The 26,735-nt window shown below is 55.3% G+C and carries 25 protein-coding genes and 1 pseudogene; 6 read left to right on the top strand and 20 right to left on the bottom strand.

Features of this window, described 5'->3' with window-relative positions:
* Nucleotides 1-240: 240 nt before the first annotated feature.
* Entirely contained in the window at nucleotides 241-4,128 is a 3,888-nt protein-coding gene (purL, locus tag OVA10_RS08135; protein ID WP_268195741.1) for a phosphoribosylformylglycinamidine synthase, read from the bottom strand.
* A gap of 251 nt (nucleotides 4,129-4,379) precedes the next feature.
* Here purL and mltF point away from each other — a divergent pair.
* Nucleotides 4,380-5,945 (top strand): annotated as a pseudogene (gene mltF / locus OVA10_RS08130) (membrane-bound lytic murein transglycosylase MltF); the annotation flags it as partial.
* Here the strand turns inward: mltF and tadA are convergent.
* Genes tadA through murQ form a run of 4 tightly spaced genes read right to left on the bottom strand, consistent with a single transcriptional unit; the run spans nucleotide 5,833 to nucleotide 9,304 of the window.
* Nucleotides 5,833-6,372 (bottom strand): tRNA adenosine(34) deaminase TadA, encoded by a 540-nt coding sequence (tadA, locus tag OVA10_RS08125; protein WP_107703097.1) that lies wholly within the window; start codon nucleotides 6,370-6,372, stop codon nucleotides 5,833-5,835. The pseudogene mltF and the gene tadA sit on opposite strands and share 113 nt — an antisense overlap.
* Nucleotides 6,373-6,396: 24 nt before the next feature.
* Nucleotides 6,397-7,032, bottom strand: a complete 636-nt coding sequence (gene yfhb / locus OVA10_RS08120; RefSeq protein WP_123427057.1) for a phosphatidylglycerophosphatase C — start codon at nucleotides 7,030-7,032, stop codon at nucleotides 6,397-6,399.
* A 3-nt stretch (nucleotides 7,033-7,035) separates the two neighbouring features.
* Nucleotides 7,036-8,397 carry a PTS transporter subunit EIIC gene (locus OVA10_RS08115; RefSeq protein WP_268195740.1) on the bottom strand — a complete coding sequence of 454 codons (1,362 nt, stop codon included), beginning with the start codon at nucleotides 8,395-8,397 and terminating at the stop codon, nucleotides 7,036-7,038.
* Between the two features lie 13 nt (nucleotides 8,398-8,410).
* Nucleotides 8,411-9,304 (bottom strand): N-acetylmuramic acid 6-phosphate etherase, encoded by an 894-nt coding sequence (gene murQ / locus OVA10_RS08110; RefSeq protein WP_248858936.1) that lies wholly within the window; start codon nucleotides 9,302-9,304, stop codon nucleotides 8,411-8,413.
* Nucleotides 9,305-9,420: 116 nt separating this feature from the next.
* Here murQ and OVA10_RS08105 point away from each other — a divergent pair, with 116 nt between their 5' ends.
* Both OVA10_RS08105 and OVA10_RS08100 read left to right on the top strand, forming a co-directional pair.
* Nucleotides 9,421-10,269, top strand: coding sequence for a MurR/RpiR family transcriptional regulator (locus OVA10_RS08105; protein ID WP_100779286.1), 849 nt, complete (start codon nucleotides 9,421-9,423; stop codon nucleotides 10,267-10,269).
* A 56-nt stretch (nucleotides 10,270-10,325) separates the two neighbouring features.
* Nucleotides 10,326-10,586, top strand: coding sequence for a YfhL family 4Fe-4S dicluster ferredoxin (locus tag OVA10_RS08100; protein ID WP_100779285.1), 261 nt, complete (start codon nucleotides 10,326-10,328; stop codon nucleotides 10,584-10,586).
* On the opposite strand, the gene acpS is transcribed toward OVA10_RS08100, so the two are convergent.
* The 12 genes from acpS to rseD form a co-directional block, all read right to left on the bottom strand.
* A complete protein-coding gene (gene acpS, locus OVA10_RS08095) occupies nucleotides 10,583-10,963 on the bottom strand; it encodes a holo-ACP synthase (RefSeq protein ID WP_100779284.1) in 381 nt (126 codons plus the stop codon). The two genes, OVA10_RS08100 and acpS, sit on opposite strands and share 4 nt — an antisense overlap.
* Nucleotides 10,963-11,694, bottom strand: a complete 732-nt coding sequence (pdxJ, locus tag OVA10_RS08090; protein WP_248858938.1) for a pyridoxine 5'-phosphate synthase — start codon at nucleotides 11,692-11,694, stop codon at nucleotides 10,963-10,965. Before pdxJ ends, acpS begins: the two co-directional genes overlap by 1 nt.
* A 27-nt stretch (nucleotides 11,695-11,721) precedes the next feature.
* On the bottom strand, nucleotides 11,722-12,429 hold the full coding sequence (gene recO, locus OVA10_RS08085; protein ID WP_102104996.1) for a DNA repair protein RecO: 708 nt from the start codon (nucleotides 12,427-12,429) through the stop codon (nucleotides 11,722-11,724).
* An 11-nt stretch (nucleotides 12,430-12,440) separates the two neighbouring features.
* Nucleotides 12,441-13,346: a GTPase Era gene (gene era / locus OVA10_RS08080; RefSeq protein WP_100779281.1), complete on the bottom strand. Its 906-nt coding sequence runs from the start codon at nucleotides 13,344-13,346 to the stop codon at nucleotides 12,441-12,443.
* Nucleotides 13,343-14,023 carry a ribonuclease III gene (gene rnc, locus OVA10_RS08075; protein WP_095284345.1) on the bottom strand — a complete coding sequence of 227 codons (681 nt, stop codon included), beginning with the start codon at nucleotides 14,021-14,023 and terminating at the stop codon, nucleotides 13,343-13,345. The genes era and rnc overlap by 4 nt, the downstream gene beginning before the upstream one ends.
* Nucleotides 14,024-14,244: 221 nt before the next feature.
* Nucleotides 14,245-15,207, bottom strand: coding sequence for a signal peptidase I (lepB, locus tag OVA10_RS08070; RefSeq protein ID WP_100779280.1), 963 nt, complete (start codon nucleotides 15,205-15,207; stop codon nucleotides 14,245-14,247).
* Between the two features lie 16 nt (nucleotides 15,208-15,223).
* Nucleotides 15,224-17,023, bottom strand: a complete 1,800-nt coding sequence (gene lepA, locus OVA10_RS08065; protein ID WP_100779279.1) for a translation elongation factor 4 — start codon at nucleotides 17,021-17,023, stop codon at nucleotides 15,224-15,226.
* Between the two features lie 185 nt (nucleotides 17,024-17,208).
* Nucleotides 17,209-17,685 (bottom strand): SoxR-reducing system protein RseC, encoded by a 477-nt coding sequence (gene rseC, locus OVA10_RS08060; RefSeq protein ID WP_268195737.1) that lies wholly within the window; start codon nucleotides 17,683-17,685, stop codon nucleotides 17,209-17,211.
* Nucleotides 17,682-18,635, bottom strand: a complete 954-nt coding sequence (rseB, locus tag OVA10_RS08055; RefSeq protein WP_268195736.1) for a sigma-E factor regulatory protein RseB — start codon at nucleotides 18,633-18,635, stop codon at nucleotides 17,682-17,684. The genes rseC and rseB overlap by 4 nt, the downstream gene beginning before the upstream one ends.
* Nucleotides 18,635-19,288: an anti-sigma-E factor RseA gene (gene rseA / locus OVA10_RS08050; RefSeq protein WP_100779276.1), complete on the bottom strand. Its 654-nt coding sequence runs from the start codon at nucleotides 19,286-19,288 to the stop codon at nucleotides 18,635-18,637. The genes rseB and rseA overlap by 1 nt, the downstream gene beginning before the upstream one ends.
* 31 nt (nucleotides 19,289-19,319) lie before the next feature.
* Nucleotides 19,320-19,895 (bottom strand): RNA polymerase sigma factor RpoE, encoded by a 576-nt coding sequence (gene rpoE, locus OVA10_RS08045; protein WP_100779275.1) that lies wholly within the window; start codon nucleotides 19,893-19,895, stop codon nucleotides 19,320-19,322.
* Nucleotides 19,892-19,996: a rpoE leader peptide RseD gene (gene rseD / locus OVA10_RS08040; RefSeq protein ID WP_228483504.1), complete on the bottom strand. Its 105-nt coding sequence runs from the start codon at nucleotides 19,994-19,996 to the stop codon at nucleotides 19,892-19,894. Before rseD ends, rpoE begins: the two co-directional genes overlap by 4 nt.
* Before the next feature lie 324 nt (nucleotides 19,997-20,320).
* On the opposite strand from rseD, the gene nadB reads away from it, so the two are divergent.
* Entirely contained in the window at nucleotides 20,321-21,940 is a 1,620-nt protein-coding gene (gene nadB / locus OVA10_RS08035; protein ID WP_268195735.1) for an L-aspartate oxidase, read from the top strand.
* Here the strand turns inward: nadB and trmN are convergent.
* Nucleotides 21,925-22,662, bottom strand: a complete 738-nt coding sequence (gene trmN, locus OVA10_RS08030) for a tRNA(1)(Val) (adenine(37)-N(6))-methyltransferase TrmN (protein WP_100779273.1) — start codon at nucleotides 22,660-22,662, stop codon at nucleotides 21,925-21,927. The two genes, nadB and trmN, sit on opposite strands and share 16 nt — an antisense overlap.
* A gap of 131 nt (nucleotides 22,663-22,793) precedes the next feature.
* Between trmN and srmB the strand changes: the two genes are divergently transcribed.
* Nucleotides 22,794-24,125 (top strand): ATP-dependent RNA helicase SrmB, encoded by a 1,332-nt coding sequence (srmB, locus tag OVA10_RS08025; RefSeq protein WP_248858946.1) that lies wholly within the window; start codon nucleotides 22,794-22,796, stop codon nucleotides 24,123-24,125.
* A 52-nt stretch (nucleotides 24,126-24,177) separates the two neighbouring features.
* Here the strand turns inward: srmB and grcA are convergent, their stop codons facing one another.
* A complete protein-coding gene (grcA, locus tag OVA10_RS08020) occupies nucleotides 24,178-24,561 on the bottom strand; it encodes an autonomous glycyl radical cofactor GrcA (protein WP_100779271.1) in 384 nt (127 codons plus the stop codon).
* Nucleotides 24,562-24,875: 314 nt separating this feature from the next.
* Here grcA and ung point away from each other — a divergent pair, with 314 nt between their 5' ends.
* On the top strand, nucleotides 24,876-25,565 hold the full coding sequence (gene ung, locus OVA10_RS08015) for a uracil-DNA glycosylase (RefSeq protein ID WP_102105000.1): 690 nt from the start codon (nucleotides 24,876-24,878) through the stop codon (nucleotides 25,563-25,565).
* A 66-nt stretch (nucleotides 25,566-25,631) separates the two neighbouring features.
* Here ung and OVA10_RS08010 read toward each other — a convergent pair whose 3' ends face one another.
* On the bottom strand, nucleotides 25,632-26,729 hold the full coding sequence (locus OVA10_RS08010) for a tRNA/rRNA methyltransferase (protein WP_268195734.1): 1,098 nt from the start codon (nucleotides 26,727-26,729) through the stop codon (nucleotides 25,632-25,634).
* Nucleotides 26,730-26,735 lie beyond the last annotated feature (6 nt).

The following is a 26,735-nucleotide window of genomic DNA, read 5'->3' as shown; positions in this document are numbered from 1 at the left end:
TTAGTTGCTGACTGAACGATTTCTAGGCTAAGTGTCGCTAATTAGATACACCTTCTCATCACTCTTACGTACCCATTTAAAATCAACGAGTTACATGTCTCCTTTTAGCGACAGGGTTGTTATGCGTTTGTCGCATTTTTGCGACAAAAAAAGCCCGATGGCGCTAACGCTCACCGGGCCTACGATTTTAGCCTTTTGAAAGCCGGGCAAACACAGTGCCGCCCGGCATTGACAGGCTGATTACCCTAACTGCTTACGCGCATTGCGGAAGATACGCATCCACGGGCTGTCTTCGCCCCAGTTTTCCGGGTGCCAGGAGTTGCTGACGGTACGGAATACACGCTCAGGGTGCGGCATCATGATGGTGGCGCGGCCGCTTTCGCTGGTCACGGCAGTAATACCGTTTGCTGAGCCGTTAGGGTTTGCCGGATAGGTTTCCGTGACTTTGCCAAAGTGATCGACGAAGCGCAGTGCCACCAGCCCTTTGCTTTCGAGCGTAGCCAGATGCGCAGCATCGCGGACTTCCACCTGCCCTTCACCGTGTGAAACCGCAATCGGCATCTGCGAGCCCACCATCCCCTGCAGCAGCAGAGACGGGCTTTGGGTCACTTCAACCAGGCTAAAGCGCGCTTCGAAGCGGTCGGACTGGTTGCGCACAAAGCGCGGCCAGGCGTCGCTGCCAGGGATCAGCTCGCGCAGATTCGACATCATCTGGCAGCCGTTACACACGCCCAACGCCAGCGTCTGCGGACGGTGGAAGAAGGTTTCAAACTCATCGCGCACACGATTGTTGAACAGAATGGATTTCGCCCAACCCTCACCTGCCCCCAGCACGTCGCCGTAAGAGAAGCCGCCGCAGGCGACCAGTGCCTGGAAATCGTCCAGCCCGGTGCGCCCAGCCAGCAGGTCGCTCATGTGGACGTCGATAGCATCAAAGCCCGCACGGTGGAACGCTGCCGCCATTTCCACGTGGGAGTTCACGCCCTGCTCGCGCAGAACCGCCACTTTCGGACGCGCGCCGGTCGCAATGTAAGGTGCCGCCACGTCTTCATTAATGTCGAAGGAGAGCTTCACGTTCAGACCCGGATCGCTGTCATTCGCTTTGGCTTCATGCTCCTGATCGGCGCACTCAGGGTTATCGCGCAGACGCTGCATCTGCCAGGTGGTTTCGGCCCACCACATACGCAACGTGGAGCGGCTTTCGCTAAACACCGCGTGACCGTCCGCTTCAATCACGAAGCGATCGCCGCTGACGGCTTTACCCAGATAGTGTACGCAATCCGCCAGACCATGCTGCGCCAGCAGCGCTTCAACGGCATCGCGGTCAGCAGCACGGACCTGAATGACCGCGCCCAGCTCTTCGTTAAACAGCGCCGCCAGACGGTCGTCGCCCAGCGAAGCGATATCTGCTTGCATACCGCAGTGGCCGGTGAAAGCCATCTCGGCCAGTGTTACCAGCAGGCCGCCGTCTGAACGGTCGTGATAGGCCAGCAGTTTGCGATCGGCTACCAGCGCCTGAATGGCGTCGTAGAAGCCTTTCAGCTGCGCCACGTCACGCACATCTGCCGGTTTGTCGCCCAGTTGACGATAAACCTGCGCCAGCGCAGTGGCACCGAGAGCGTTATGGCCTTTACCGAGATCAATCAGCAGCAGGGCGTTATCTCCCGTAGCCAGCTGTGGCGTGATGGTGTGACGCACATCTTCCACGCGGGCAAAAGCGGTGATGACCAGCGACAGCGGAGAGGTCATTTCGCGCTGCTCGTTGCCCTCCTGCCAGCGGGTTTTCATCGACATAGAATCTTTGCCGACCGGAATGGTAAGACCCAGCGCCGGACAGAGTTCTTCACCGACCGCTTTTACGGCTTCATACAGACCCGCGTCTTCGCCAGGGTGCCCGGCTGCGGCCATCCAGTTTGCGGAGAGTTTGATGCGTTTGATATCGCCAATCTGAGTCGCAGCGATGTTGGTCAGCGCTTCGCCGACCGCCAGACGGGCAGAGGCGGCGAAGTCCAGCAGTGCAACCGGGGTACGTTCGCCCAGCGCCATCGCTTCGCCGTAGTAGCTGTCGAGGCTCGCCGTGGTCACCGCGCAGTTCGCCACCGGGATCTGCCATGGGCCAACCATCTGATCGCGGGCCACCATACCGGTCACCGAGCGGTCGCCGATGGTCACGAGGAAGGTTTTTTCCGCTACCGCCGGGAGGTGCAGGACGCGATTCACGGCATCCGCAATGGCGATCCCGCGCACATCCAGCGCTTTGCCTGCGGCTTTACGGGTTTGCACGTTGCGGGTCATCTTCGGCGTTTTGCCCAGCAGCACGTCAAGCGGCAGATCAATCGGCTGATTGTCGAAGTGCGGATCGTTCATGGTCAGATGCAACTCTTCCGTCGCTTCACCAATGACCGCGTACGGTGCGCGCTCGCGGCGGCACAGTTCGTCGAACAGCGGCAACTGGTCCGCAGAGACCGCCAGCACGTAACGTTCCTGGGATTCATTACACCAGATTTCCAGCGGGCTCATGCCTGGCTCATCGCTCAGAATATCGCGCAGGTTGAAACGCCCCCCGCGGCCGCCGTCGCTCACCAGCTCCGGCATGGCGTTAGAGAGACCGCCCGCGCCGACGTCGTGAATGAACAGAATAGGGTTAGCATCGCCAAGCTGCCAGCAGCGGTCGATCACCTCCTGGCAACGACGCTCCATTTCAGGGTTGTCGCGCTGTACGGAAGCAAAATCGAGGTCTGCGTCAGACTGACCAGAGGCCATTGAAGAGGCCGCCCCGCCGCCCAGACCGATATTCATTGCCGGGCCGCCGAGAACGATCAGTTTCGCGCCGACGGTGATCTCACCTTTCTGCACATGATCGGCGCGGATGTTGCCGATCCCGCCTGCCAGCATGATGGGCTTGTGGTAGCCGCGCAACTCTTCGCCGTTGTGGCTGTCGACTTTCTCTTCATAGGTACGGAAGTAGCCGTTCAGCGCCGGGCGACCAAATTCGTTGTTAAACGCCGCGCCGCCCAGTGGGCCTTCGGTCATGATGTCTAACGCGGTGACAATGCGCTCCGGCTTGCCGAAATCTTCTTCCCACGGCTGTTCAAAGCCAGGAATACGCAGGTTAGAGACGGAGAAACCGACCAGGCCCGCTTTTGGTTTTGCTCCGCGTCCGGTTGCGCCTTCGTCACGGATTTCGCCGCCGGAACCGGTCGCTGCACCCGGCCATGGCGAAATCGCCGTCGGGTGGTTGTGCGTTTCCACTTTCATCAGGATATGCGCAGGCTCCTGATGGAATGCATAGCGCCCTGCTTCGCGATCGGCGAAGAAGCGGCCCACCTCAGAACCTTCCATCACCGCCGCGTTGTCTTTATAGGCAGACAAGACGTGGTCAGGCGTTTGTTCCATGGTGTTTTTGATCATTTTAAACAGCGACTTCGGCTGTTCTTCACCGTCGATAACCCAGTCGGCGTTGAAAATCTTATGGCGGCAGTGCTCGGAGTTGGCCTGCGCGAACATATAAAGCTCGATGTCGTTCGGGTTGCGGTTCAGCTTCACGAACGCATCCTGCAGGTAGTCAATCTCGTCATCTGCCAGCGCCAGACCCAGACGCAGGTTGGCATCAATCAGCGCCTGGCGGCCTTCACCCAGCAGATCCACGCTCTGAACGGGCGCAGGCTGATGGTGCGAGAACAGCTGTTGTGCATCATCCAGCGACGCGAAGACGCTTTCCATCATGCGGTCGTGCAGCTCAGCGGTAACGGCCTGCCATTGTTCAGCGGTCAACGTCGAGGCTTCAACGTAATACGCCACGCCGCGCTCCAGACGATTAATCTGGCTCAGGCCGCAGTTGTGGGCAATGTCAGTGGCTTTAGAAGACCAGGGGGAGATGGTGCCAGGGCGAGGCGTCGCAAGGATCAGTTTGCCGGTTGGCGTATGGCTGCTCAGGCTCGGGCCATACTTGAGCAGACGTTCAAGCTGCTCGCGCTGCTGCGCATCTAAGGGAGCATTCAGGTCAGCAAAATGGACATACTCAGCGTAAATATTGCTTACCGGAAGGTCGGCAGCCTGAAAACGTGCCAGCAGTTTGTTGATACGGAAGGCAGACAGTGCAGGCGAACCACGCAGAATTTCCATCATAAGTCTCTCGTCTTCGAAGCGCCTGAGGCGCTTACAGTGTGCGCAAGGGGAAAACGGGCGTCATTATAGAGAATCCTGAGCGCCGACGAAACCGTTTGCGTCGAAATAAAATCATCTCGCATTTTTATCCATAGGTGTGACCTGTCTCTCTAATTTGTTGCCAACTGTCGTAAGTTTGCGCAAAATGCCGCTCAATCAATGGCAAACCTTATTCTTAACATGGCTACAGCACACTGAGGCAACGCACGGCGCAGAGAATTAACTAATTGAAAAAATTAAAGATTAATTATCTGCTCATCGGCATTGTAACCTTGCTGCTGGCAGCGGCCCTGTGGCCTTCAATCCCCTGGTTCGGCAAAGCCGAAAACCGTATCGCCGCGATCCAGTCGCGGGGGGAGCTGCGTGTCAGTACCATCAGCTCTCCACTCACCTACAACAACGTTAACGGCAAAATTACCGGGCTCGATTACGAACTGGCGCAGCAGTTTGCCGACTACCTGGGCGTGAAACTCAAAATCACCGTTCGCCAGAATATCAGCCAGCTGTTTGACGACCTGGATAACGGCGATGCCGATATGCTCGCCGCCGGGCTGGTCTATAACAGCGAGCGCAGCAAAAACTATCAGCCAGGGCCGACCTACTACTCCGTTTCTCAGCAACTCGTCTATCGCGTGGGCGGGGTGCGCCCGCGTACGCTTGCTGCCCTTAACGATCAGCAGCTCACCATCGCGCCAGGCCATGTGGTGATTGACGATTTGCGCTCCCTGAAAGAGAAGAAATACCCGGATCTCAGCTGGAAGGTCGATGACAAACTCGGCACTACGGCCCTACTGGAACAGGTAAAAGATAAAAAGCTGGCGTACACCATCGCCGATTCCGTGGCGATCAGTCTGTTCCAGCGTGTACATCCGGAGCTGGCCGTGGCGCTGGACGTGACCGACGAACAGCCCGTCACCTGGTTTAGCCCTCTCGACGAAGATCAAACCCTCGCCGCCGCGATCCTTGATTTCTTCAATTCGATGAATGAAGACGGCACCCTCGCGCGGCTTGAGGAGAAGTATCTCGGTCACGGCGGCGATTTCGATTATGTCGATACCCGCAGCTTCCTGCGCGCGGTCGACAGTGTGCTGCCGGAACTCCAGCCGCTGTTCGAGAAATACGCCCAGGCGATCGACTGGCGCCTGCTGGCGGCGATTTCTTACCAGGAATCTCACTGGGACGCCCAGGCGACTTCACCCACCGGCGTGCGTGGCCTGATGATGCTCACCAAGAATACGGCGCAAAGTCTCGGCCTGACGGATCGCACCGACGCGGAACAGAGCATTAGCGGCGGCGCGCGTTATCTGCAGGATATGATGGCGAAAGTGCCGGAAACGGTGCCGGAAGAGGAGCGGATCTGGTTTGCACTGGCGGCCTACAACATGGGTTACGCGCATATGCTCGACGCCCGCGCGTTGACCGCCAAGACCAAAGGCAATCCTGACAGCTGGTCTGACGTTAAACAGCGTCTGCCGCTGCTGAGCCAGAAGCCCTGGTACAATAAACTCACGTACGGCTATGCGCGCGGGCACGAAGCCTACGCGTATGTGGAAAATATCCGCAAGTATCAGATAAGCCTGGAAGGTTATCTGCAGGAGAAAGAGAAGGAAGTGATGGAGGCAGAGCAGCTGGCGCAGAGCTATCCGGTGGTATCACCGAATGAGCTTAATCACCCGACGACTTCAATTCTGCCTTTTGTTGCTTTTTCTGCTGACGGCGCATTCGAAAGAAATCGCTTAGTAGCCCCGAACACTCTGGTGCAAGTACCCCACCGATAATCTGGACCTGGTGGTTCATGCCCGGATGACCGAGTACGTCCATTAAGGAACCCGCCGCGCCTGTCTTTTCATCCCGTGCGCCATACACCAGCGTCCCGATGCGGCTGTGCACCATCGCACCAGAACACATCACGCAGGGTTCCAGCGTGACATACAGCGTTGTATCCAGCAGACGGTAGTTCTGCAGTACCAGCCCGCCCTGACGCAGAGCCATGATTTCGGCATGCGCAGTCGGATCGTGGCGCCCTATCGGACGGTTCCACCCTTCGCCAATCACCTGATTGTTATGCACCAGAACGGCACCCACGGGCACTTCGCCCTCATCCCAGGCGCGTTTTGCAAGGGAGAGCGCATGGCGCATCCAGTATTCATGATTGAGTTCAAGGTCAGACAACGAAAGGTACTCCAGTCGGAAAGCGGGCGGCATTATACACACCCGTTATGATTAACACTATTCCAGTTGCTGAAGTTCGCCTGAAGGGGTAACGCGCCAGCGGTGCTGGCAGAAATAGAGCAGCGGGTTGTCCTGCTTGCTGTCGCTGTAGCCGCTGTAAAGGCGCAGCGGCGTGCCGATTTTTTTCTCCAGTTGCACCACTTTCTCGTGCCCCAGACAGCGCAGCGTCAGCACCCATCCGCCGTAGGCGCGCCCCATTTGAGTGGCAATCAGATTCACGCGCGGCAACCATGGCGTGTCAAAATAGACCTGCTCCACCAGCGGCTGCGGCGAGCCGGTGATAAGCCAGATATCGGCGTCACTGGCGTTGAGGTACTCCGTCAGCCGGTCCTGAACCACCGGAAACGCGGTAACGTGCCCGCGAAACCAGTGGACGAAATCCTGTTGCAGCTGGCTGAGCCGCGCGTCGCTGTGCCCAAAGGTGCAGCCCCATAACAACAGGCTCATTGGCCAGCGCGCCGCGCGCCCTTTTATCAACAGTGCGATCCCAATAATCGGCAAAAGTGGCAGCACGAGCAGTGCGTTAAAGGGCTGGCGACGCAACAGATAGCGCATAAAACTGCCAAACATATCCTGCTGATGAAGCGTTCCATCCAAATCGAAAAAGACAACGCGGCGCTCGTGATTAACCAAACCTTACTCCTCTGGATCGTGGAATCCTAACAGCCAGGTAAACAAGAACCCGGCGATAATCGCTACCAAACAGCCTAACAGATAGAGCATGACTTTTCCGGTCACGATGGTTAATGCCAGCGGTAAACCGGAAATCCCGAAAGTAATAACGGTAGCCACTTTCCAGTAGCTGATCAACGCCCCACCCATCGCTCCGCCCAGACAGGCCGCGAGGAAAGGTTTGCCAAGCGGCAGCGTGACGCCGAAAATCAGCGGCTCACCGATGCCCAGCAATCCGACCGGCAATGCACCTTTGATCACTTTTTTCAGCCGGTCGTTGCGGGTTTTCAGCAGGATAGCAATCGCAGCACCGACCTGCCCCATCCCCGCCATCGACAGAATCGGCAGCAGCGCGTTGTAGCCGTGCGCCTGCACAAGCTCCACGTGAATCGGCACCAGCCCCTGATGCAGCCCGGTTAACACCAGCGGCAGGAAGGTACCGGACAGCACCGCCCCCACCAGCAAACCACCACGATCGATAGCCATCGACGCCCCGTGCGCAATCGCCTCGGAGATCCAGCCGCCTAACGGCTGCAAGGCCACAATCGCCACCGTACCGGTGATCAGGGTGGTCAGCAGCGGATTGAGGATCAACTCAATCGAGCCCGGCAGCAGGCTGCGCAGACGCTTCTCGACCCAGCACATCAGGGCGACGACCAGCAGCACCGCGATGACACCGCCGCGTCCGGGCTGGAGCGCTTCGCCAAACAGGGTAATTTGCGCCAGCTGCGGGCTGGAGAGGATCCCCGCCATCACGCCGCCCATCGCCATCGAACCGCCGTAGACTTTCGCCGCGTTGACCCCCACCAGAATGTTCATGATGGCAAACACTGCGCTACCAAAGATGCCCAGAATCCCGAGCAGGTTTGGATAATGGGTCGCAAAATCGCCGACGATATCCGGGCGTTTGAGGATATTGATAATCCCGGTAATCAGACCCGACGCGATAAACGCCGGGATCAGGGGAATAAAGACGTTGGCCAACTGGCGCAGCGCATCGCTCATCGGGGCTTTGTATTTGGCTTTGGCCTGCGCTTTGTTGCGATCCACATCGCCTAAAACCTCAGCGCTTTCACCGATCATCAGCGCACGCATCGCATCAACGACCTGCGCGGCTTTACCCGGCCCGACAATCAGCTGGTGCTGTGCGCCCTGCTTTACGTAGCCGCTGACGCCGGGGAGCTTTTTCAGACGCGCCAGATCGAGCTGGTCGTCGTCCTGAACTTCGACCCGCACGCGCGTCATGCAGTTTTCGAGACGGCGGATGTTTTTCTCCCCGCCAATCCCCTGCAAGATGTCGCTGGCGAGCGCTGCTGTTTTTTCCATATACGCCTCAGTTTTAGTTTTGTAATGCAGCCCGCAAGAATCCCTGATGGGCTTCCAGTTTTGCGCGTGCCGCTGTGGCGTCCAGTCCGCTCAGAATCATCAGAATGGCCGGTTTAACGTCGTGATCGGTTTGTTGGAGAACAGCTTCAGCTTCTTCGCGGCTGGCGCCGGTGGCTTCCACAACCATACGGCAGGCGCGATCCACCAGCTTGATGTTGGTGGCTTTCATGTCCACCATCAGGTTCTGGTAGACCTTGCCGAATTTCACCATTGCCCCCGTGGAGATCATATTGAGTACCAGCTTTTGCGCGGTGCCCGATTTCAGGCGCGTCGATCCGGTCAGCGCCTCTGGCCCCACGACAGGAGAAATGGCAATCGCCGCAACCTGTGCAATCGGCGAACCGGGATTACAGGAGATCGCCACCGTCGTGCAGCCCAGCTGTTTGGCATATTCCAGACCGCCGATGACATAAGGCGTACGCCCGGATGCCGCCAGGCCGACTACCAGATCGTTTTTGCTCAGGCTCAGGGCGGCGAGATCATCCGCGCCCAGCTGTTTATCGTCCTCAGCTCCTTCGACGGCTTTCAACAGCGCCCCCGGCCCACCGGCAATCAGCCCAATCACCAGACCGTGCGGCACGCCAAAGGTCGGCGGACATTCAGAGGCATCCAGTACCCCGAGTCGTCCGCTGGTCCCTGCCCCCATGTAAATAATGCGTCCACCGGCTTTCAGCGCGGCGGCGGCGGCATCAACCGCTTTTGCCACCTCAGGCAATGTCTCTTTCACTGCCAGCGCGACCAGCGTATCCTGTTGATTAAAACGGTTAACAAGATCGAGTGTGGAGAGCGCATCGAGATCCATGGTTTGCGGATTACGGGTTTCTGAAACGAGTGAGCCAAGATTCATTTTTTGTCCCTCAGGAATTTTTAATTCATATTAACCGTACTATAATGGAATATAAAATTCATTCAGGCGAGCAAAATTCTGTTTTGCAGCAGCAATCACATTTCGCCAGGAGGCGTATGAACTGTTTAATTCGAATTCGCCAGCGGTACGCGGGATTTGCCCAGAGCGATAAAAAACTCGCGGATTTCCTGCTTTCCCAGCCCGATCATGCGCGTCATCTCAGTTCTCAGCAGCTGGCAAGCGAAGCGGGCGTGAGCCAGTCCAGCGTGGTGAAATTCGCGCAAAAGATTGGTTTTAAAGGTTTTCCAGCATTAAAACTGGCGATCAGCGAAGCGCTGGTCAACAATCCAAATCCGCAATCGATGCCGTTGCACAATCAGATTCGCGGCGACGATCCGATGCGTCTGGTCGGTGAAAAGCTGATCAAAGAGAACGTGACGGCGATGCACGCTACGCTTGACGTGAACAGCGAAGAGAAGCTGCTTGAGAGCGTGGCGATGCTGCGCGCGGCGCGGCGAATTATCCTGACCGGCATTGGCGCATCAGGGCTGGTGGCGCGTAATTTTGGCTGGAAACTGACTAAGATCGGCTATAACGCCGTGGTTGAACAGGACATGCACGCCCTGCTGTCTACCGTGCAGGCGATGGACCCGAATGATTTGCTGTTAGCCATCTCCTATTCGGGAGAACGCCGGGAGATCAATCTGGCGTCTGATGAAACGCTGCGCGTCGGGGGTAAAATCCTGGCGATTACTGGTTTTAACCCGAATGCCCTGCAGCAGCGAGCCACGCGTTGCTTGTACACCATCGCCGAAGAACAGGCCACCCGCAGCGCGGCGATTTCCTCTACCAGCGCCCAGATGATGCTGACGGATCTGCTCTTTGTCGCACTGGTACAGCAGGATCTGGAACATGCGCCGGGACGCATTCGTCACAGCGAAGAGCTGGTAAAAAAACTGGTTTGAGCAGGGAATGAGCGTATAATGCCCGCCCTGTTTGTGATGTTTCTGAGATTTTCCTGATGGCGCTGTTAATCACCAAAAAATGCATCAATTGCGATATGTGCGAACCCGAATGCCCTAACGAGGCCATTTCAATGGGTGATAGCATTTATGAGATTAACAGCGATCGCTGCACCGAGTGCATCGGCCATTACGAAACGCCGACCTGTCAGAAAGTGTGCCCGATCCCCAACACCATTCTCAAAGATCCGGCCCATGCCGAATCAGAAGAGCAGCTGTGGGATAAGTTCGTGCAGCTGCATCACGCGGACAAACTCTAGCTTTCGATGATCACCGTGGCGCAGGCGTAATGACGTTCATCTGCCAGCGTAACGTGCATATGGTTCACACCGAGTCTTTCTGCAAGCTTTTGCGCCTCGCCCCATAACCGCAGACGGGGTTTGCCCAGCTCATCGTTAAACACTTCGAACTGATTAAACGCCAGCCCATTACGAATCCCGGTCCCGAAGGCTTTCGCCGCTGCTTCTTTTACCGCAAAGCGCTTTGCCAGAAAACGCACCGGCTGTTGGTGCGCTTCCCAGATGGCCCATTCGTTGTCGCTGAGCACCCGTTTTGCCAGGCGATCGCCACTACGGGCGATCACCGCTTCGATACGGGCAATCTCAACGATGTCCGTGCCTAAGCCCAGAATCGCCATTACTGACGCGCTTCCAGCATCAGACGTTTCATCTCGGCAACGGCCTCTTTCAGACCGCTCATCACCGCGCGACCGATAATCGCGTGGCCGATATTCAGCTCGTGCATTTCCGGGATCTGAGCGATCGCCTTGACGTTATGATAGGTCAGGCCGTGACCGGCGTTGACTTTCAGACCCAGGCTCGCGGCATAGCGGGCTGCGTTGGCAATGCGCTCCAGTTCTTTGGCCTGGGTGGCTTCGTCTTTGGCATCCGCGTAGCAACCGGTGTGAATTTCGATGTACGGCGCACCGACTTCTGCAGCGGCCTTGATCTGTTCGACATCCGCATCGATAAACAGGGAAACCAGGATACCGGCATCGGCGAGGCGTTGGCAGGCATCCTGCATTTTGTCACGCTGACCGGCGACATCCAGCCCGCCTTCGGTGGTCACTTCCTGACGTTTTTCCGGCACCAGGCAGCAGAAATGCGGCTGGGTTTCACAGGCGATCGCCAGCATCTCTTTCGTAACCGCCATCTCCAGATTCATGCGTGTGTCCAGCGTCTGGCGCAGGATGCGTACGTCACGATCGGTGATGTGGCGGCGGTCTTCACGCAGGTGAACGGTAATGCCGTCGGCGCCAGCCTGCTCGGCGATAAATGCCGCCTGAACCGGATCAGGATAAGCCGTACCGCGCGCATTACGCAGCGTGGCAATGTGATCGATGTTGACGCCTAACAGTAATTCAGCCATGACAATCCTCGGTTTTCTCATTGTTCATTAACGCTTTGGCACAAACTGCCTGAATAATTCGCGGCTCTTTAAGGGCTTGCCTCCAAGATACGGCTTGAGGGCAATTCGGGTAAAGCGTTTTGCCGCGCGTAAGGTATCCTGGTCAGGAAACTCTCGCTCATAGAGCGCCCTGAGGTGCCGCCCGGTGAACGTCGTGTTATCGATCACCACGCTGGCAATAAACCCCTTCTCTTCGCGATAGCGATAGGTCATGGCGTCCTCTACGGATTCGCCGCTTCCCGCGCAGTGCAGAAAATCAACGCCGTAACCGAGGTGGCCAAGCAGCGCCAGCTCAAACCGGCGTAATGCGGGTTCGGGCGTGCCTGTTGCGCCAGCCAGCGCCTGGATGCAGTGCAGATAATCGAAAAAGAGTTCGGAGAAGCGTGTTTCGTGTTCAAGGACACGTGAAATGAGTTCGTTGACGTACAAACCGCTATAGAGCGTGATGCCTGACAGAGGAAGCGCCAGGGAGACGGCTTCGGCACTGCGCAGGGTTTTGACTTCGCCGCGTCCGCCAAAGCGAACCAACAGCGGGGTGAAGGGTTGTAACGCGCCCTTCAGGTTAGAGCGTTTGGAACGTGCGCCTTTTGCAACCAGGCGCACACGACCCGACTCTTCCGTGAAGACGTCCAGCATCAGGCTGGTTTCGCTCCACGGACGGCTGTGAAGGACAAAGGCTCGCTGCCATCCATCCACGATGTGGTGTCTTAGACGTCGTCGCCGTAACCGAGACTACGCAGGGCGCGCTCGTCATCAGCCCAGCCTGATTTCACCTTCACCCACAGCTCCAGGTGAACCGGTGCTTCAAACATCTCCTGCATGTCTTTACGCGCTTCGATGCCGATGGTTTTGATTTTGGCGCCTTTGTTGCCAATCACCATCTTCTTCTGCCCTTCTCGCTCAACGAGGATCAGCCCGTTGATGTCGTACCCGCCACGCTCATTGGTCTGGAAACGTTCGATTTCCACGGTAACGGAGTACGGCAGTTCGGCACCAAGGAAACGCATCAGTTTTTCACGGATGATTTCAGAGGCCATAAAGCGCTGGGAACGGTCGGTGATGTAATCTTCCGGGAAGTGATGGATCGCTTCCGGCAGATGTTTACGCACGATACCGGCGATGGTATCGACGTTCATGCCCGTTTCCGCAGACAGGGGAACGATGTCGAGGAAGTTCATCTGGCTTGCCAGGAACTGCAGGTGCGGCAGCAAATCGGCTTTTTCCTGCACGTTGTCAACTTTGTTGACCGCAAGAATCACCGGCGATTTGCCATCGCGCAGTTTGTTCAGAACCATCTCATCGTCTGGCGTCCAGCGGGTGCCTTCCACCACGAAGATGATCAGTTCGACATCACCGATAGAGCTGCTCGCCGCTTTGTTCATCAGGCGGTTGATGGCACGCTTCTCTTCCATATGCAGGCCTGGGGTATCGACGTAAATCGCCTGATATGCGCCTTCCGTGTGGATGCCGACGATACGGTGACGCGTGGTTTGCGCCTTACGGGATGTAATGGATATTTTCTGCCCAAGCAGATTATTCAGCAAGGTTGATTTGCCGACGTTAGGACGTCCGACAATGGCAACAAAACCGCAGTAACTCTTTTCTTCGCTCATTCCAGCTCCAGCATTTTTAACGCCTGTTCGGCGGCAGCCTGTTCCGCCTTGCGACGGCTAGAACCTGTGCCAACCACCGGTTCACTCAGGCCGCTAACCTGGCAATGGATGGTAAATTCCTGATCGTGTGCTTCGCCGCGCACCTGCACCACCAGATAAGATGGCAGCGGGAGGTGGCGACCCTGCAGATATTCCTGCAAACGAGTCTTAGGATCTTTTTGTTTATCGCCTGGGCTTATTTCGTCCAGACGCGTTTGATACCAGTTCAGAATGAGTTGCTCTACCGTCTGAATATCGCTGTCGAGGAAAACACCACCGATTAATGCTTCGACAGTATCCGCGAGAATTGATTCACGGCGAAAACCACCGCTTTTCAGTTCACCCGGCCCAAGTCGCAGGCATTCGCCCAGTTCAAACTCGCGTGCAATCTCGGCAAGCGTGTTGCCGCGCACCAGCGTAGCGCGCATACGGCTCATATCACCTTCATCCACACGAGGGAAACGGTGATAAAGCGCATTTGCGATCACGTAACTTAAAATGGAGTCACCTAAAAACTCGAGGCGCTCATTGTGTTTGCTGCTGGCACTGCGGTGGGTTAATGCCTGTTGCAACAACTCCTGATGCTGAAAAGTGTAGCCCAGCTTCCGTTGAAGCCGATTAATTACGATGGGGTTCATGCGATACCAGTAAATGAATGCGTCAAAAATGCAGCACACGAAACCGACCTGATAAGACCAACGCGGTTTCGTGTGCCGTGGCACTGAGTCAGCGCCAACCTTAAACTTCGGGGGAATATTCTATACGCAACGACAGGGTATGTCGTTAGCCAGGAGAGATTATCTCTTAAATAATTCACGTAACCCTCATTTAAGAGGGTTACGTGTGCAATTATCAGGAATTAATGGATTCCGCCAATGCGATTCAGACGAACGCCGGTCGGCCACTCCCCTTCCTGTTTTTCGAAGCTCATCCAGATCGCGGTCGCTTTACCGACCAGATTCGCTTCCGGAACAAAGCCCCAGTAACGGCTGTCCGCAGAGTTGTCGCGGTTATCACCCATCATGAAGTAATGTCCTGGCGGAACGATCCAGGTGGCGAGCTGCTGGCCTGGCTGCTGGTAGTACATACCCAGCTGATCCTGCGCGATCGGAACCGTCAAAATGCGATGCGTCACGTCACCCAAGGTCTCTTTACGCTCAACCAGACGAATTCCGTTCTCTTTGGTTTCGCCTTTCGGCATCTGGAAGAAACCGCTGGTCGCTTCGCCGCCGTTACGACGGGCAAAGGTCTGCACAAAGTCGCTCGGCTCCACGTTCGAATAGGTGATCGGCAGCGCATTTTCACACGCCGTACCGGAGCTACAGCCCGGCTGAACGGTCACTTCTTTCGCGACAGGATCGTAACTCACTTTATCGCCTGGCAAGCCGACGGCACGCTTGATGTAATCCAGACGCGGATCTTCAGGGTATTTGAAGACCACAATATCACCGCGTTTTGGATGACCGGTTTCGATTAACGTTTTCTGATAGATAGGATCTTTAATGCCGTAGGCATATTTCTCTACCAGAATAAAATCGCCAATCAGCAGCGTAGGCATCATCGAACCGGACGGGATCTGGAAAGGTTCGTAAATAAACGAACGCACCACCAGAACAATCGCCAGAACCGGGAATACGGAAGCCCCTGTTTCCAGCCAGCCCGGTTTCGGGCTGACTTTCTTCATGGTTTTCGCATCCAGCTGTTCACCCGTAATAGACTGACGTTCGCGACGTTTCGGGGCGAAGATAAACTTATCCAGACACCACAACAGCCCCGTCACCAGGGTCGCTATGACCAGGATCAGGGCAAACATGTTCGCCATGCCAACTCCTTAAGGATTATTTTCCGTCTTTACCCACGTGCAGAATGGCAAGGAACGCTTCCTGCGGCAGCTCAACGTTACCGACCTGCTTCATACGTTTTTTACCATCTTTCTGTTTCTGCAACAGTTTCTTCTTACGGCTTACGTCGCCGCCGTAGCATTTCGCCAGGACGTTTTTACGCAGCTGTTTCACCGTAGAGCGGGCAATAATGTGGTTGCCGATGGCGGCCTGAATCGCGATATCAAATTGCTGACGCGGGATCAGCTCTTTCATTTTCTCGACCAGTTCACGGCCACGGTACGGCGCGTTATCGTTGTGGGTGATCAGTGCCAGCGCATCAACACGCTCGCCGTTGATCAGCACATCCACACGCACCATGTTGGACGCCTGGAAACGTTTAAAGTTGTAGTCCAGCGACGCATAGCCACGAGAGGTAGACTTCAGACGGTCGAAGAAGTCGAGCACCACTTCCGCCATCGGGATTTCATAGGTCAGCGCCACCTGGTTACCGTGGTAAACCATGTTGGTCTGCACGCCACGCTTCTCGATACAGAGCGTAATGACGTTGCCCAGGAACTCCTGCGGCAGCAGCATGTGACACTCCGCGATCGGCTCACGCAGCTCTTCAATATTGTTCAGCGGCGGCAGCTTGGACGGGCTGTCGACGTAGATAACGTCTTTGTTGGTGGTCTGGACTTCATACACTACGGTCGGTGCCGTGGTGATCAGATCCAGATCGTATTCACGCTCAAGACGCTCCTGAATGATCTCCATGTGCAGCAGACCCAGGAAGCCACAGCGGAAGCCGAAGCCCAGCGCAGTAGAGCTTTCTGGTTCATAAAACAGGGAAGCATCGTTCAGGCTCAGCTTGCCGAGCGCATCACGGAAGTTTTCGTAATCGTCAGAGCTGACCGGGAACAGGCCCGCGTAAACCTGAGGCTTCACTTTTTTGAAGCCTGGCAGCGCTTTATCAGCCGGATTACGTGCCTGAGTCAGGGTATCGCCTACTGGCGCGCCCAGGATGTCTTTGATGGCGCAAACCAGCCAGCCAACTTCGCCGCATTTCAGTTCAGTACGATCAACCTGTTTCGGCGTGAAGATACCCAGACGGTCAGCGTTGTACACCTGACCGGTGCTCATCACTTTGATTTTGTCGCCTTTACGCATGGTGCCGTTTTTAATACGCACCAGCGATACCACGCCAAGGTAGTTATCGAACCAAGAGTCGATGATCAGCGCCTGCAGCGGCGCATCTGCGTCACCTTCTGGTGCCGGGATATCACGTACCAGACGCTCCAGCACATCAGGAACACCGACACCGGTCTTCGCCGAGCAGCGCACTGCGTCTGTGGCGTCAATACCGACAATGTCTTCAATCTCTTCCGCCACGCGCTCTGGATCGGCAGCCGGCAGGTCGATTTTGTTAAGCACCGGCACCACTTCGAGATCCATTTCCATCGCGGTGTAGCAGTTGGCCAGGGTCTGAGCTTCTACGCCCTGCCCGGCATCAACCACCAGCAGCGCGCCTTCGCAGGCTGCCAGCGAACGAGAAACTTCATAAGAGAAGTCAACGTGGCCTGGGGTGTCGATGAAATTCAGTTGATATGTTTCACCATCAAGGGCTTTGTAGTCGAGCGTGACGCTCTGCGCTTTGATGGTGATACCACGTTCGCGTTCCAGGTCCATGGAGTCCAGTACCTGGGCTTCCATTTCACGATCAGACAGGCCACCGCAAATCTGGATAATACGGTCAGAAAGCGTCGACTTACCGTGGTCAATGTGAGCAATGATCGAAAAGTTACGTATGTTCTTCATATAGTTAAATAATTATGCCTTACGAATTCCTGGAGGCCGCTGTTCTTAGCCTGACGTTTTTCAGTGCGAAAACGCAGCATTCTACACTACATCTTCGTCACCAGGAAATGCTGTTAAAGCCAAGCATAGCGTCAGAGAAGGACGTTTTTTTTTATGGGATGTAAATAAAGATAAAGCCCGATGAATTATCGGGCTTCTGAAGAGAGCGTTTCCACACGCAGCATGTCTGGCGGAAGCCCCACGCTGAGGATAACGGGCTGCCAGGCTTCTTTCTCAGCAAGCTTTTGAGAGAAGCCGCGCGCCAGCATAAACCCGCCCACGCCGCCCAGCACTCCGCCGCTCATCGCCGCGAGATCGGTGCCAAACAGCATCTGGAAAATTCCGGCGACCACAAACAAGCCCACCAGCGGGGAGAGATACACCAGCATGGCGGACCCCAGCAGGCTGCCTTCAGCAATGCCCAGTTCCACCTTTTGCCCAACAGCCAGAGGCTCTGCAATTGGCACAGAGATGGTGTGCGTGGTTTGCGGCCCCAGCTTATTCAGCACCCGGCTGCCACAGCCAGCGCGCGAGGCGCAGCTGTTGCATGACGCTTTCACGTCACAGCTCACTAGCGCAACGCCATTTTGCCACGAGACAACGGTGGCCCATTCTTTGATCATTGTGCGGCCCTGAATTTAATGCTGTCAGCAATGCGTTTCGCCGTCTGCGGTGGCAGTTCACCCACAATCGTGATTTCGGCATTATCCCGCAGCGTCGTGCTCACGGTCCGGCGTCCGGTACGAAGCATTTGCTCGCTGCTGTTAGCAGACGCCCGATTGATGTTCACCGAGAAGCTGCACAAGCCGTCAGAATAGAGACGCGACTCGACCGGCGTTTCAATGGTCGGAAGCTGACGACGGCTACTGGATATCTCGCTGAAACCTTGTGGGATCCACGCTGGCACCCAGTTGAAATTCACCGTATCGCCCGCAGGCACTGACAGAAGAGGCGGAAGGCTCGCTTTCGCCAAATTCTGCATGCTGTTACCCACCTGACCATTCACCGTAAAGGAAATCACGCGGAACTGCTCCAGCGTTTCGCCGTCCCGATCGAGGAGATCGACGCGCATCGGCAGTTTGCTCTCCGCATCCATCCACACGATGTAGCTATAGCGTGTGCCGTCTCTTGCCACGACACGAATCACTTCACAAAGCCGATCCGCAATGCGCGTACGGCCAACGGAAATGAAATCGTAGTAAGGCGACAGACGTTTGAAATCGGTATAAACGAGGGCCGGGAGCGAGTCGACAATGTAATCGCCATTAAGCGTAAACGGCTCAAGGCCTGGCTCAAAATAGCTGATTTCATTACCGCGCTGTACAACCTCACGGCGCGGGCCGTCGAGTTGTAAAAGCTGGGCGAGCGGCTGGTTATCAAGACGGGCATGGCGGTAGCGTAACGACTCTACACCTTGCTTGTTGATACTGATAAAGGCCAACTCGTAGTTGAGTGACTGGCTCGCCATATTCATCTGCTGCAACAACGCCCCGGACGATAAATCAGCCGAGGCGTTGGTAGAGAAGAACAGGCTACCCGCCACTAAGGACATGGCGCACCAAAGTTGCTTCATTACTGCGATTGCGTTCCTAAAGTTTGGTTTCCTGGCACTTGCACACCAGCCTGCTGGGTCTGTGCCTGCTCAAACTGGAGCTGCTCAGAGTGCAAACGACGCTGCAACTCATAGTCCTGCAGCATCGCATTAATGCGACGACGCTGTTCCTGGACCTGCTGTTGCTGGCCCGGGCTGACTGAGGCATCGGCAGATGGCACACCCAAGCTAACCGGACTTGCTTTACCCATCATCGGCAGTGTATTGAACACTGGCGCTTCAGGCTGCTGGTTAGCTTCTGATTGACCGTTATAGTGCTGGACGCCAACGATAACTGCAAGCGATACGCATGCAGCCACACCCATTTGGGTTAATTGGCTCGCCCACGGGCGCACTTTTTTCCAGAATGGCATCTTCTGCCATTGATGTGGCGCAGGTTGAGCTTCAGGGATCAGCGGAGTGGTCTGATGTACAGGCTCGTTCTCAATTGCCGCCATTACGCGTGCTGAGATATCGAAATGGAGAACATCGCCCGTATCACCACGCATAGAGTCGCGGATGAGATGGTAACTCTCCCAGGTCTTTTGCATCTCGGGAGAGTGAGAGAGCTCGTTAAGCAGCTCACTGTCCAGCGTTTCACCATCCATTAAAGCGGAAAGTTTTTCTTTCTGCATGCCTAATACCTTTTCCAGTATCCCGCTATCGTCAACGCCTGATAAGCGGTTGAACTTTATTATCAATAGCTTCTCGCGCACGGAAGATTCGCGAACGAACCGTTCCGACCGGACAGTCCATGATAGCCGCTATCTCTTCATAGCTAAGTCCATCAAGCTCCCGCAAGGTGATTGCCATGCGTAAATCTTCCGGGAGTGCCTCGATCGTGCGAAAAACGATTTGTCTCAGTTCTTCTGACAACATTAAGTTCTCAGGGTTCGAAATTTCTTTCAATGCGCCGCCGCTTTCGAAGTTTTCAGCGTCTATTGCGTCCACATCCGTTGAGGGCGGACGACGGCCCTGAGCGACCAGATAATTCTTTGCTGTATTGACTGCAATACGATACAGCCAGGTGTAAAAAGCACTATCCCCCCGGAAAGAATCCAGCGCGCGATAGGCCTTTATGAAAGACTCTTGCACTACATCAGGAACATCTCCTGACGGTACATAGCGGGATACCAGACTCGCCACTTTATGCTGATAGCGAACCACCAGTAAGTTAAAGGCTTTCTGATCTCCCTTCTGGACCCGTTCAACCAGGACCTGGTCCGTTAACTGCTCGCTCATCCGAGGTAATGTCTCCCCAAACCTAAATTCCACGCGTTATCGAAACGCCACTCTAAAAACACTGCAATGTGAGCAAGCACGAGGTTAGAGGGTCTATTCATCAATAAGTTCCGTTACGCGTCTGTTTTTGTCCATCGTGTCGCAGACTGTTCATTTTCTCTCATTATAAGTCTGTTAACGATACGTACCCAATTTCTGATGAGAAATGGTATTTTTGCTGCCAGAAGAGTACCGCAACACAGGGTTTATTTCACTACATAATCTGAAGCTAACGATCTGCTTCGCAAAATATTTTCGTTCTTTTACGCCTTTTTTGAGGTTGTGTTTAAGTTTAGGCTGCGCAACAGCATTCAAAAAAAACGTGCGATTCATCGCATTCGGGTGCTATTCTGGCCAAACACTGTTTAGTAAATTAAACAAACATCATGAACACAACTCCAGAACTGCATTGTGATGTACTGATTATTGGCAGCGGCGCTGCCGGGCTCTCTCTGGCGCTTCGACTGGCCTCGCATCAGAAAGTGATCGTACTGAGTAAAGGGCCGATGAGCGAAGGCTCGACGTTCTATGCTCAGGGCGGTATTGCTGCGGTGTTTGATGAAACGGACAGCATTGCGTCGCACGTGGAAGACACGCTGATCGCTGGCGCAGGCATTGTCGATGAACACGCCGCAGAATTTGTGGCCAGCAACGCCCGTCACTGTGTGCAATGGCTTATCGATCAAGGCGTTTTGTTCGACACGCACGTTCAGCCGAATGGCGAAGAGGGGTATCACCTCACCCGTGAAGGCGGTCATAGCCACCGCCGCATCCTGCACGCAGCAGATGCAACGGGCAAAGAGGTCGAAACCACTTTAGTCGCTCAGGCACGTAATCACCCCAATATTCAGGTGCTTGAACGCAGCAATGCAGTGGACCTGATTATCTCCGATAAAATTGGTCTGCCGGGCACGCGACGCGTTGTAGGGGCGTGGGTCTGGAACCGGAATAAAGAGACGGTTGAGACCTGTCAGGCTAAATCGGTGGTGCTGGCAACAGGTGGCGCATCGAAGGTGTATCAGTACACGACGAATCCGGATATCTCTTCAGGAGACGGGATCGCCATGGCGTGGCGTGCAGGTTGCCGCGTCGCCAATCTGGAGTTTAACCAGTTCCACCCCACCGCCCTGTTCCATCCTCAGGCGCGTAATTTCCTGCTTACCGAAGCCCTGCGTGGCGAAGGCGCGCATCTCAAGCGCCCCGACGGCACGCGCTTTATGCCAGACTTCGACCCGCGTGCTGAACTGGCCCCGCGCGATATCGTCGCTCGCGCCATTGACCACGAAATGAAACGTCTCGGCGTCGACTGTATGTATCTCGACATCAGCCACAAGCCCGCCGATTTCGTGCGCCAGCACTTCCCAACTATCTATGAAAAATTGCTGGGGCTTGGGATTGATCTCACCAAAGAGCCGGTGCCGATCGTCCCTGCGGCGCACTATACCTGCGGCGGCGTGATGGTGGACGATCATGGCCGTACGGATGTGGATGGGCTGTACGCCATCGGTGAGGTAAGTTATACCGGGCTTCACGGCGCGAACCGCATGGCGTCAAATTCGCTGCTGGAGTGCCTGGTTTACGGCTGGTCTGCCGCAGAAGATATCATCAAACGGATGCCCTACGCCCGTGAGGTGGCACACCTGCCTGCCTGGGATGAAAGCCGGGTGGATAATCCGGATGAACTGGTGGTCATCCAGCACAACTGGCATGAACTGCGGCTCTTTATGTGGGATTACGTCGGGATTGTACGCACCACCAAACGTCTGGAGCGCGCCCTACGCCGGATTACGATGCTGCAGCAGGAAATTGACGAGTATTACGCCAATTTCCGCGTATCTAACAATCTGCTGGAGCTACGCAATCTGGTCCAGGTGGCGGAGCTGATTGTCCGCTGTGCGATGATGCGCAAAGAGAGTCGGGGCCTGCATTACACGCTGGACTACCCCGATCAACTGGCGGAGTCTGGTCCGTCGGTGCTGTCCCCTCTCATTCACATAAACAGATAAAACGCCTGGGTCAGCGCCGTGTAGGCTTCGGAATAACGCTGATCTGGCCCGCGAATCACCATCCTGTCGCTAAAGCACTCACCTTCTTTTGGGGAGAGTGCTAATAAAACGCGGTGCGGAAGTCTTGCTTCGTTATCGGCGATATCCGTTCGCAGGCGTAAATACCAGCCGATATCGAGCGCTTTTTTGATAAACGCATTACCGGTACTTTCGGGCAGAACAACGCAGAAAAATCCCTCTTCTGAGATTAAATTCGCCGCCGCCATTAACAGGGCGGTGTGATCCAGCGAACCAGTGTATCGCGCCTGATCGCGTTCCGGTGTCGCGCATTCCACGCCAGGCTCAAAGTAAGGCGGGTTGCTGACTATCAGATCGTAGCGCGCCGTTTGCTCCGGCGCCCACGTGAGGATATCGGCGCACTCCACCTGAACGCGAGACGCCCAAGGCGATTCGGCGGCATTCTCGCTGGCCTGACTGGCGGCCTGCGCATCAAGTTCAACAGCATCGATGGTGACGTGCTGCTCCGTACGTTGCGCCAGCATCAGCGCCAGTAACCCACTTCCACTACCAATATCCAGAATTCGCTTAACCTTCGCGACGGGCGCCCACGCTCCCAGTAATATACCGTCAGTGCCGACTTTCATCGCACAGCGATCGTGGGCTACAAAGAACTGTTTAAACGTAAAACCATCGCGGCGCAGCTGCGCTTTGGGTTGAGACATGTCAAAGCAACCTTCTTAAATAAAACCGGATTAGCATAGGGGAAAGCGAAGTGGTGGAAAAGGGATATCCACAAACAGATGAAGATTGCAGCCATAACGTCTATAATCAGCGCCCCACACAGAGGTAGAACATGACTGTAACGACTTTTTCCGAACTTGAACTCGATGAGTGCCTGCTGGAAGCTCTCCAGAATAAAGGCTTCACACGCCCAACTGCCATCCAGGCGGCTGCTATTCCGCCTGCGTTAGAAGGCCGTGATGTACTCGGTTCTGCGCCGACAGGCACCGGTAAAACGGCGGCATACCTGCTGCCCGTCTTGCAGCATCTGATCGATTTCCCTCGCAAGAAATCTGGCCCACCGCGCATTCTTATCCTGACTCCAACACGTGAACTGGCCGTGCAGGTGGCAGAACATGCGCGTGAACTGGCCGCGAATACGCATCTGGATATCGCCACCATCACCGGCGGTGTTGCTTATATGAACCACGCCGAAGTGTTCAGTGAGAACCAGGATATCGTGGTGGCGACAACCGGGCGCCTGATGCAGTACATCAAAGAAGAAAACTTTGACTGCCGTGCGGTGGAAACGCTGATCCTCGATGAAGCTGACCGCATGCTGGAACTCGGTTTTGCGCAGGACATCGAACACATTGCGGGCGAAACGCGCTGGCGCAAACAGACGATGCTGTTCTCCGCCACCCTGGAAGGTGACGCAATTAAAGACTTCGCTGAGCGTCTGCTCAACGAACCAGCGGAAGTGTCTGCGACGCCATCCACGCGCGAGCGCAAAAAGATTCACCAGTGGTATTACCGCGCCGATAACCTTGAGCACAAAGTCGAGCTGCTGAAACATCTTCTGAAACAAGATGATACCACCCGTACCATCGTGTTTGTGCGTAAGCGCGAGCGTGTGCATGAGCTGGCGAACATGCTGCGTTCAGCCGGTATCGATAACTGCTATCTTGAAGGCGATATGCCTCAGGCGAAGCGTACCGAGGGGATTAAGCGTCTGACTGAAGGTCGCGTCAATGTGCTGGTTGCCACCGACGTCGCAGCACGCGGTATCGATATCCCTGATGTCAGCCATGTCATTAACTTCGACATGCCGCGTACCGGTGACACCTACCTGCACCGTATCGGTCGTACCGGCCGTGCGGGTCGTAAAGGGAACGCTATCTCGCTGGTAGAAGCACACGACTACATGCTGCTCCTGAAAGTTGGCCGCTATATCGAAGAGCCATTGAAAGCTCGCGTCATTGACGAACTGCGTCCGACCACGCGCCCACCGAGCGAAAAGATGACGGGCAAACCGTCCAAGAAAGTGCTCGCGAAACGCGAAGAGAAGAAAAAAGAGCAGGCGAAAGAGAAGCCGCGCGTGAAGAACCGCCATCGCGATGCCAAAAACATTGGTAAGCGCCGTAAGCCAAGCGGTACGCCGCCAACGTCGCAGAACGAAGAGTAAAAAAAAGCCGGGTTAATCACCCGGCTTTTTTATTCCCCCAAAACCTCAAGCCTTACAGGCTTTCAGTAAAGGTACGCGCGATAACGTCACGCTGCTGTTCTGGGGTGAGAGAGTTGAAGCGTACCGCGTAGCCAGAAACACGAATAGTCAGCTGCGGGTATTTTTCTGGGTTCTTAACCGCATCTTCCAGGGTTTCACGACGCAGAACGTTAACGTTCAGGTGCTGACCGCCTTCCACGCGAACTTCCGGCTGGATGTCCATTGGGATCTCGCGGTATTCGATTTCGCCCAGTTTGTTGACCGGAACGATTTCGTCTTCAGCAAAACCGGCTTTAGCAACCACACAACGCGCTTCGCCTTTTTCGCTGTCCAGCAGCCAGAAAGAGTTCAGCAGGTCGTCGTTTGCAGCTTTAGTAATTTGGATACCTGTAATCATGTCATGCCTCCAGGGCTACATTAATTAATGAATGTCGGCCTCTCGCGGCCAATTGGTAAAACCATTGTTGCTTGAGTGTATATATATCAGCCGGCACCCCATGATTCTTTGATTTAAATCAACAAAAACCGCAACCATACAAATAGTGTGGTTTGATTTTGTTGCTTCAGATCAATTTTCCAGAGCCAACTACCTACCCTGATTTGAGTATTTCAAATTAAATTGAAAGACTTAGCCGTAAATGTCGCGCAGAATTTTGCTCCCTTCCTTGAAAAGGTTAAGCTAGGCGCAATTGAGATATGCAGGAGAGCATGATGACGACCCCTTTGACATGGCATGACGTGCTGGCAGATGAAAAGCAACAGCCTTATTTTGTGAATACGCTCAGTACCGTCGCGCAGGAGCGGCAATCCGGTCAAACGATCTATCCTCCCCAGAAGGATGTGTTTAATGCCTTCCGTTACACCGAATTGAATGATGTGAAAGTGGTCATTCTGGGTCAGGATCCCTACCACGGTCCTGGACAGGCGCACGGCCTGGCATTTTCGGTTCGTCCTGGGATCGCAACACCCCCTTCCCTGCTGAATATGTATAAAGAGCTGGAAGGATCGATGCCAGGCTTTAGTCGTCCGGCGCACGGTTATCTTGAGAGCTGGGCGCGTCAGGGCGTACTGCTGCTCAATACCGTGTTAACGGTTCGCGCGGGACAGGCTCACTCCCACGCCAGCCTGGGCTGGGAGACCTTTACGGATAAAGTCATCAGTCTTATCAATGAACATTGTGAAGGCGTGGTGTTTTTACTGTGGGGCGCACATGCGCAGAAGAAAGGGGCGATTATCGATGCCCAGCGTCATCATGTTCTGAAAGCGCCGCATCCCTCTCCACTGTCGGCTCACCGCGGATTTTTTGGCTGTAACCACTTTGTTCTGACCAATGAATGGCTGAAAAAACGCAATGAAGCGCCAATCGACTGGATGCCCGTGTTACCGGCTGAAAGCGAGTGATTTTTCGGAAGGGATAAAAATAATTATGCCCGGCTATCACCGGGCATAATTGTAGACAACGCAATATTATGCTTTGTTCTGACGCCACCATTCAGCCAGCAGGACGCCGGTTGCAACGGAAACGTTGAGGCTTTCGACTTTACCTGTTCCGTCGATTGAGACGCTCAGGTCGGCAGTAGAGAGCGCGGCATCGGACAGACCATCACGTTCCTGACCCAGTACCAATACCATTTTGCGCGGCAGCGTCGCTTTGAACAGCGGCGTACCTTTATGGCTGGAGGTGGTCACGATGGAGTAACCCGCCTGGCGGAACTCTTCGATAGCATCCAGAACGCTTTCGCCAGTAATCGGCTGCACATGTTCCGCACCGCCTTCGGCTGTACGAATCGCGGCACCGGATTCGACAATCGCCGCATCCTGCAACAACACACCTTTCACGCCGAAATGGGCGCAGCTACGCATCATCGCACCCAGGTTGTGCGGGTTGCCCACATCTTCCAGTGCCAGTACGCAGTCATCGGCATCAGCCTGGCTGACCCATTGCTGCACCGTGGTGCCGTTACGTTTTTTGATCAGGAAGCAGACGCCGCCGTGATGTTCAGTACCAGATGCTTTGGTCAGCTCCGCATCATCTACCACATGGTAGGCTTTACGGTTTGCTGCCATCCAGCGCAGGGCCTCTTTGAAACGCGGCGTGACGCTCTGGATAAACCAGGCGCGAACGATGCATTCAGGACGGCTCTGGAACAGGGCCTGACAGGCGTTTTCGCCATAGACGCGGGTCTCTTCCGCGCGTTGACGGCGCAGGACTTCCGGATCGATAAAGCTCTTACCACTGATTCCACCGTGATCGGCTTTCGCCGGCGTTTCTTCACCCGGTGCACGGGAAACGGTGCGCCATGGGGATGCATCACGAGGGAAATCATCGCGTGGACGGTCATCGCGACGGCGATCGTCACGCTTACGGTCATCACGTTTGCGGTCATCACCGCGGTTATTTCTGTCATCGCGGGCGGGGCGACGGCCACCGTCTGCACGAGATGGTCCCGGACGGCCCCCACCCTTTCCGGTACGCGGATTTTGGGTGCGTTTGTCAGAATCATCATCACTGCGGACATACATCACTTTGACCTTGCCGCTTTTATTCTTCAGTTCGTCGTTCATGCTTTT

This window comes from Lelliottia sp. SL45 (assembly GCF_026672535.1).
GTDB lineage: Bacteria > Pseudomonadota > Gammaproteobacteria > Enterobacterales > Enterobacteriaceae > Enterobacter > Enterobacter nimipressuralis.
This window is presented reverse-complemented; position numbering and strand designations above follow the sequence as displayed.

What these genes read in the sequence shown, in the direction of transcription:
- purL (WP_268195741.1), bottom strand. Translation starts at nt 4,128, where the DNA reads ATGATGGAAATTCTGCGTGGTTCGCCTGCACTGTCTGCCTTCCGTATC.
- tadA (WP_107703097.1), bottom strand. Translation starts at nt 6,372, where the DNA reads ATGCCGCCCGCTTTCCGACTGGAGTACCTTTCGTTGTCTGACCTTGAA.
- OVA10_RS08115 (WP_268195740.1), bottom strand. Translation starts at nt 8,397, where the DNA reads ATGGAAAAAACAGCAGCGCTCGCCAGCGACATCTTGCAGGGGATTGGC.
- murQ (WP_248858936.1), bottom strand. Translation starts at nt 9,304, where the DNA reads ATGAATCTTGGCTCACTCGTTTCAGAAACCCGTAATCCGCAAACCATG.
- OVA10_RS08105 (WP_100779286.1), top strand. Translation starts at nt 9,421, where the DNA reads ATGAACTGTTTAATTCGAATTCGCCAGCGGTACGCGGGATTTGCCCAG.
- OVA10_RS08100 (WP_100779285.1), top strand. Translation starts at nt 10,326, where the DNA reads ATGGCGCTGTTAATCACCAAAAAATGCATCAATTGCGATATGTGCGAA.
- acpS (WP_100779284.1), bottom strand. Translation starts at nt 10,963, where the DNA reads ATGGCGATTCTGGGCTTAGGCACGGACATCGTTGAGATTGCCCGTATC.
- pdxJ (WP_248858938.1), bottom strand. Translation starts at nt 11,694, where the DNA reads ATGGCTGAATTACTGTTAGGCGTCAACATCGATCACATTGCCACGCTG.
- era (WP_100779281.1), bottom strand. Translation starts at nt 13,346, where the DNA reads ATGAGCGAAGAAAAGAGTTACTGCGGTTTTGTTGCCATTGTCGGACGT.
- rnc (WP_095284345.1), bottom strand. Translation starts at nt 14,023, where the DNA reads ATGAACCCCATCGTAATTAATCGGCTTCAACGGAAGCTGGGCTACACT.
- lepB (WP_100779280.1), bottom strand. Translation starts at nt 15,207, where the DNA reads ATGGCGAACATGTTTGCCCTGATCCTGGTCATAGCGACCCTGGTGACG.
- lepA (WP_100779279.1), bottom strand. Translation starts at nt 17,023, where the DNA reads ATGAAGAACATACGTAACTTTTCGATCATTGCTCACATTGACCACGGT.
- rseC (WP_268195737.1), bottom strand. Translation starts at nt 17,685, where the DNA reads ATGATCAAAGAATGGGCCACCGTTGTCTCGTGGCAAAATGGCGTTGCG.
- rseB (WP_268195736.1), bottom strand. Translation starts at nt 18,635, where the DNA reads ATGAAGCAACTTTGGTGCGCCATGTCCTTAGTGGCGGGTAGCCTGTTC.
- rseA (WP_100779276.1), bottom strand. Translation starts at nt 19,288, where the DNA reads ATGCAGAAAGAAAAACTTTCCGCTTTAATGGATGGTGAAACGCTGGAC.
- rpoE (WP_100779275.1), bottom strand. Translation starts at nt 19,895, where the DNA reads ATGAGCGAGCAGTTAACGGACCAGGTCCTGGTTGAACGGGTCCAGAAG.
- rseD (WP_228483504.1), bottom strand. Translation starts at nt 19,996, where the DNA reads ATGAATAGACCCTCTAACCTCGTGCTTGCTCACATTGCAGTGTTTTTA.
- nadB (WP_268195735.1), top strand. Translation starts at nt 20,321, where the DNA reads ATGAACACAACTCCAGAACTGCATTGTGATGTACTGATTATTGGCAGC.
- trmN (WP_100779273.1), bottom strand. Translation starts at nt 22,662, where the DNA reads ATGTCTCAACCCAAAGCGCAGCTGCGCCGCGATGGTTTTACGTTTAAA.
- srmB (WP_248858946.1), top strand. Translation starts at nt 22,794, where the DNA reads ATGACTGTAACGACTTTTTCCGAACTTGAACTCGATGAGTGCCTGCTG.
- grcA (WP_100779271.1), bottom strand. Translation starts at nt 24,561, where the DNA reads ATGATTACAGGTATCCAAATTACTAAAGCTGCAAACGACGACCTGCTG.
- ung (WP_102105000.1), top strand. Translation starts at nt 24,876, where the DNA reads ATGACGACCCCTTTGACATGGCATGACGTGCTGGCAGATGAAAAGCAA.
- OVA10_RS08010 (WP_268195734.1), bottom strand. Translation starts at nt 26,729, where the DNA reads ATGAACGACGAACTGAAGAATAAAAGCGGCAAGGTCAAAGTGATGTAT.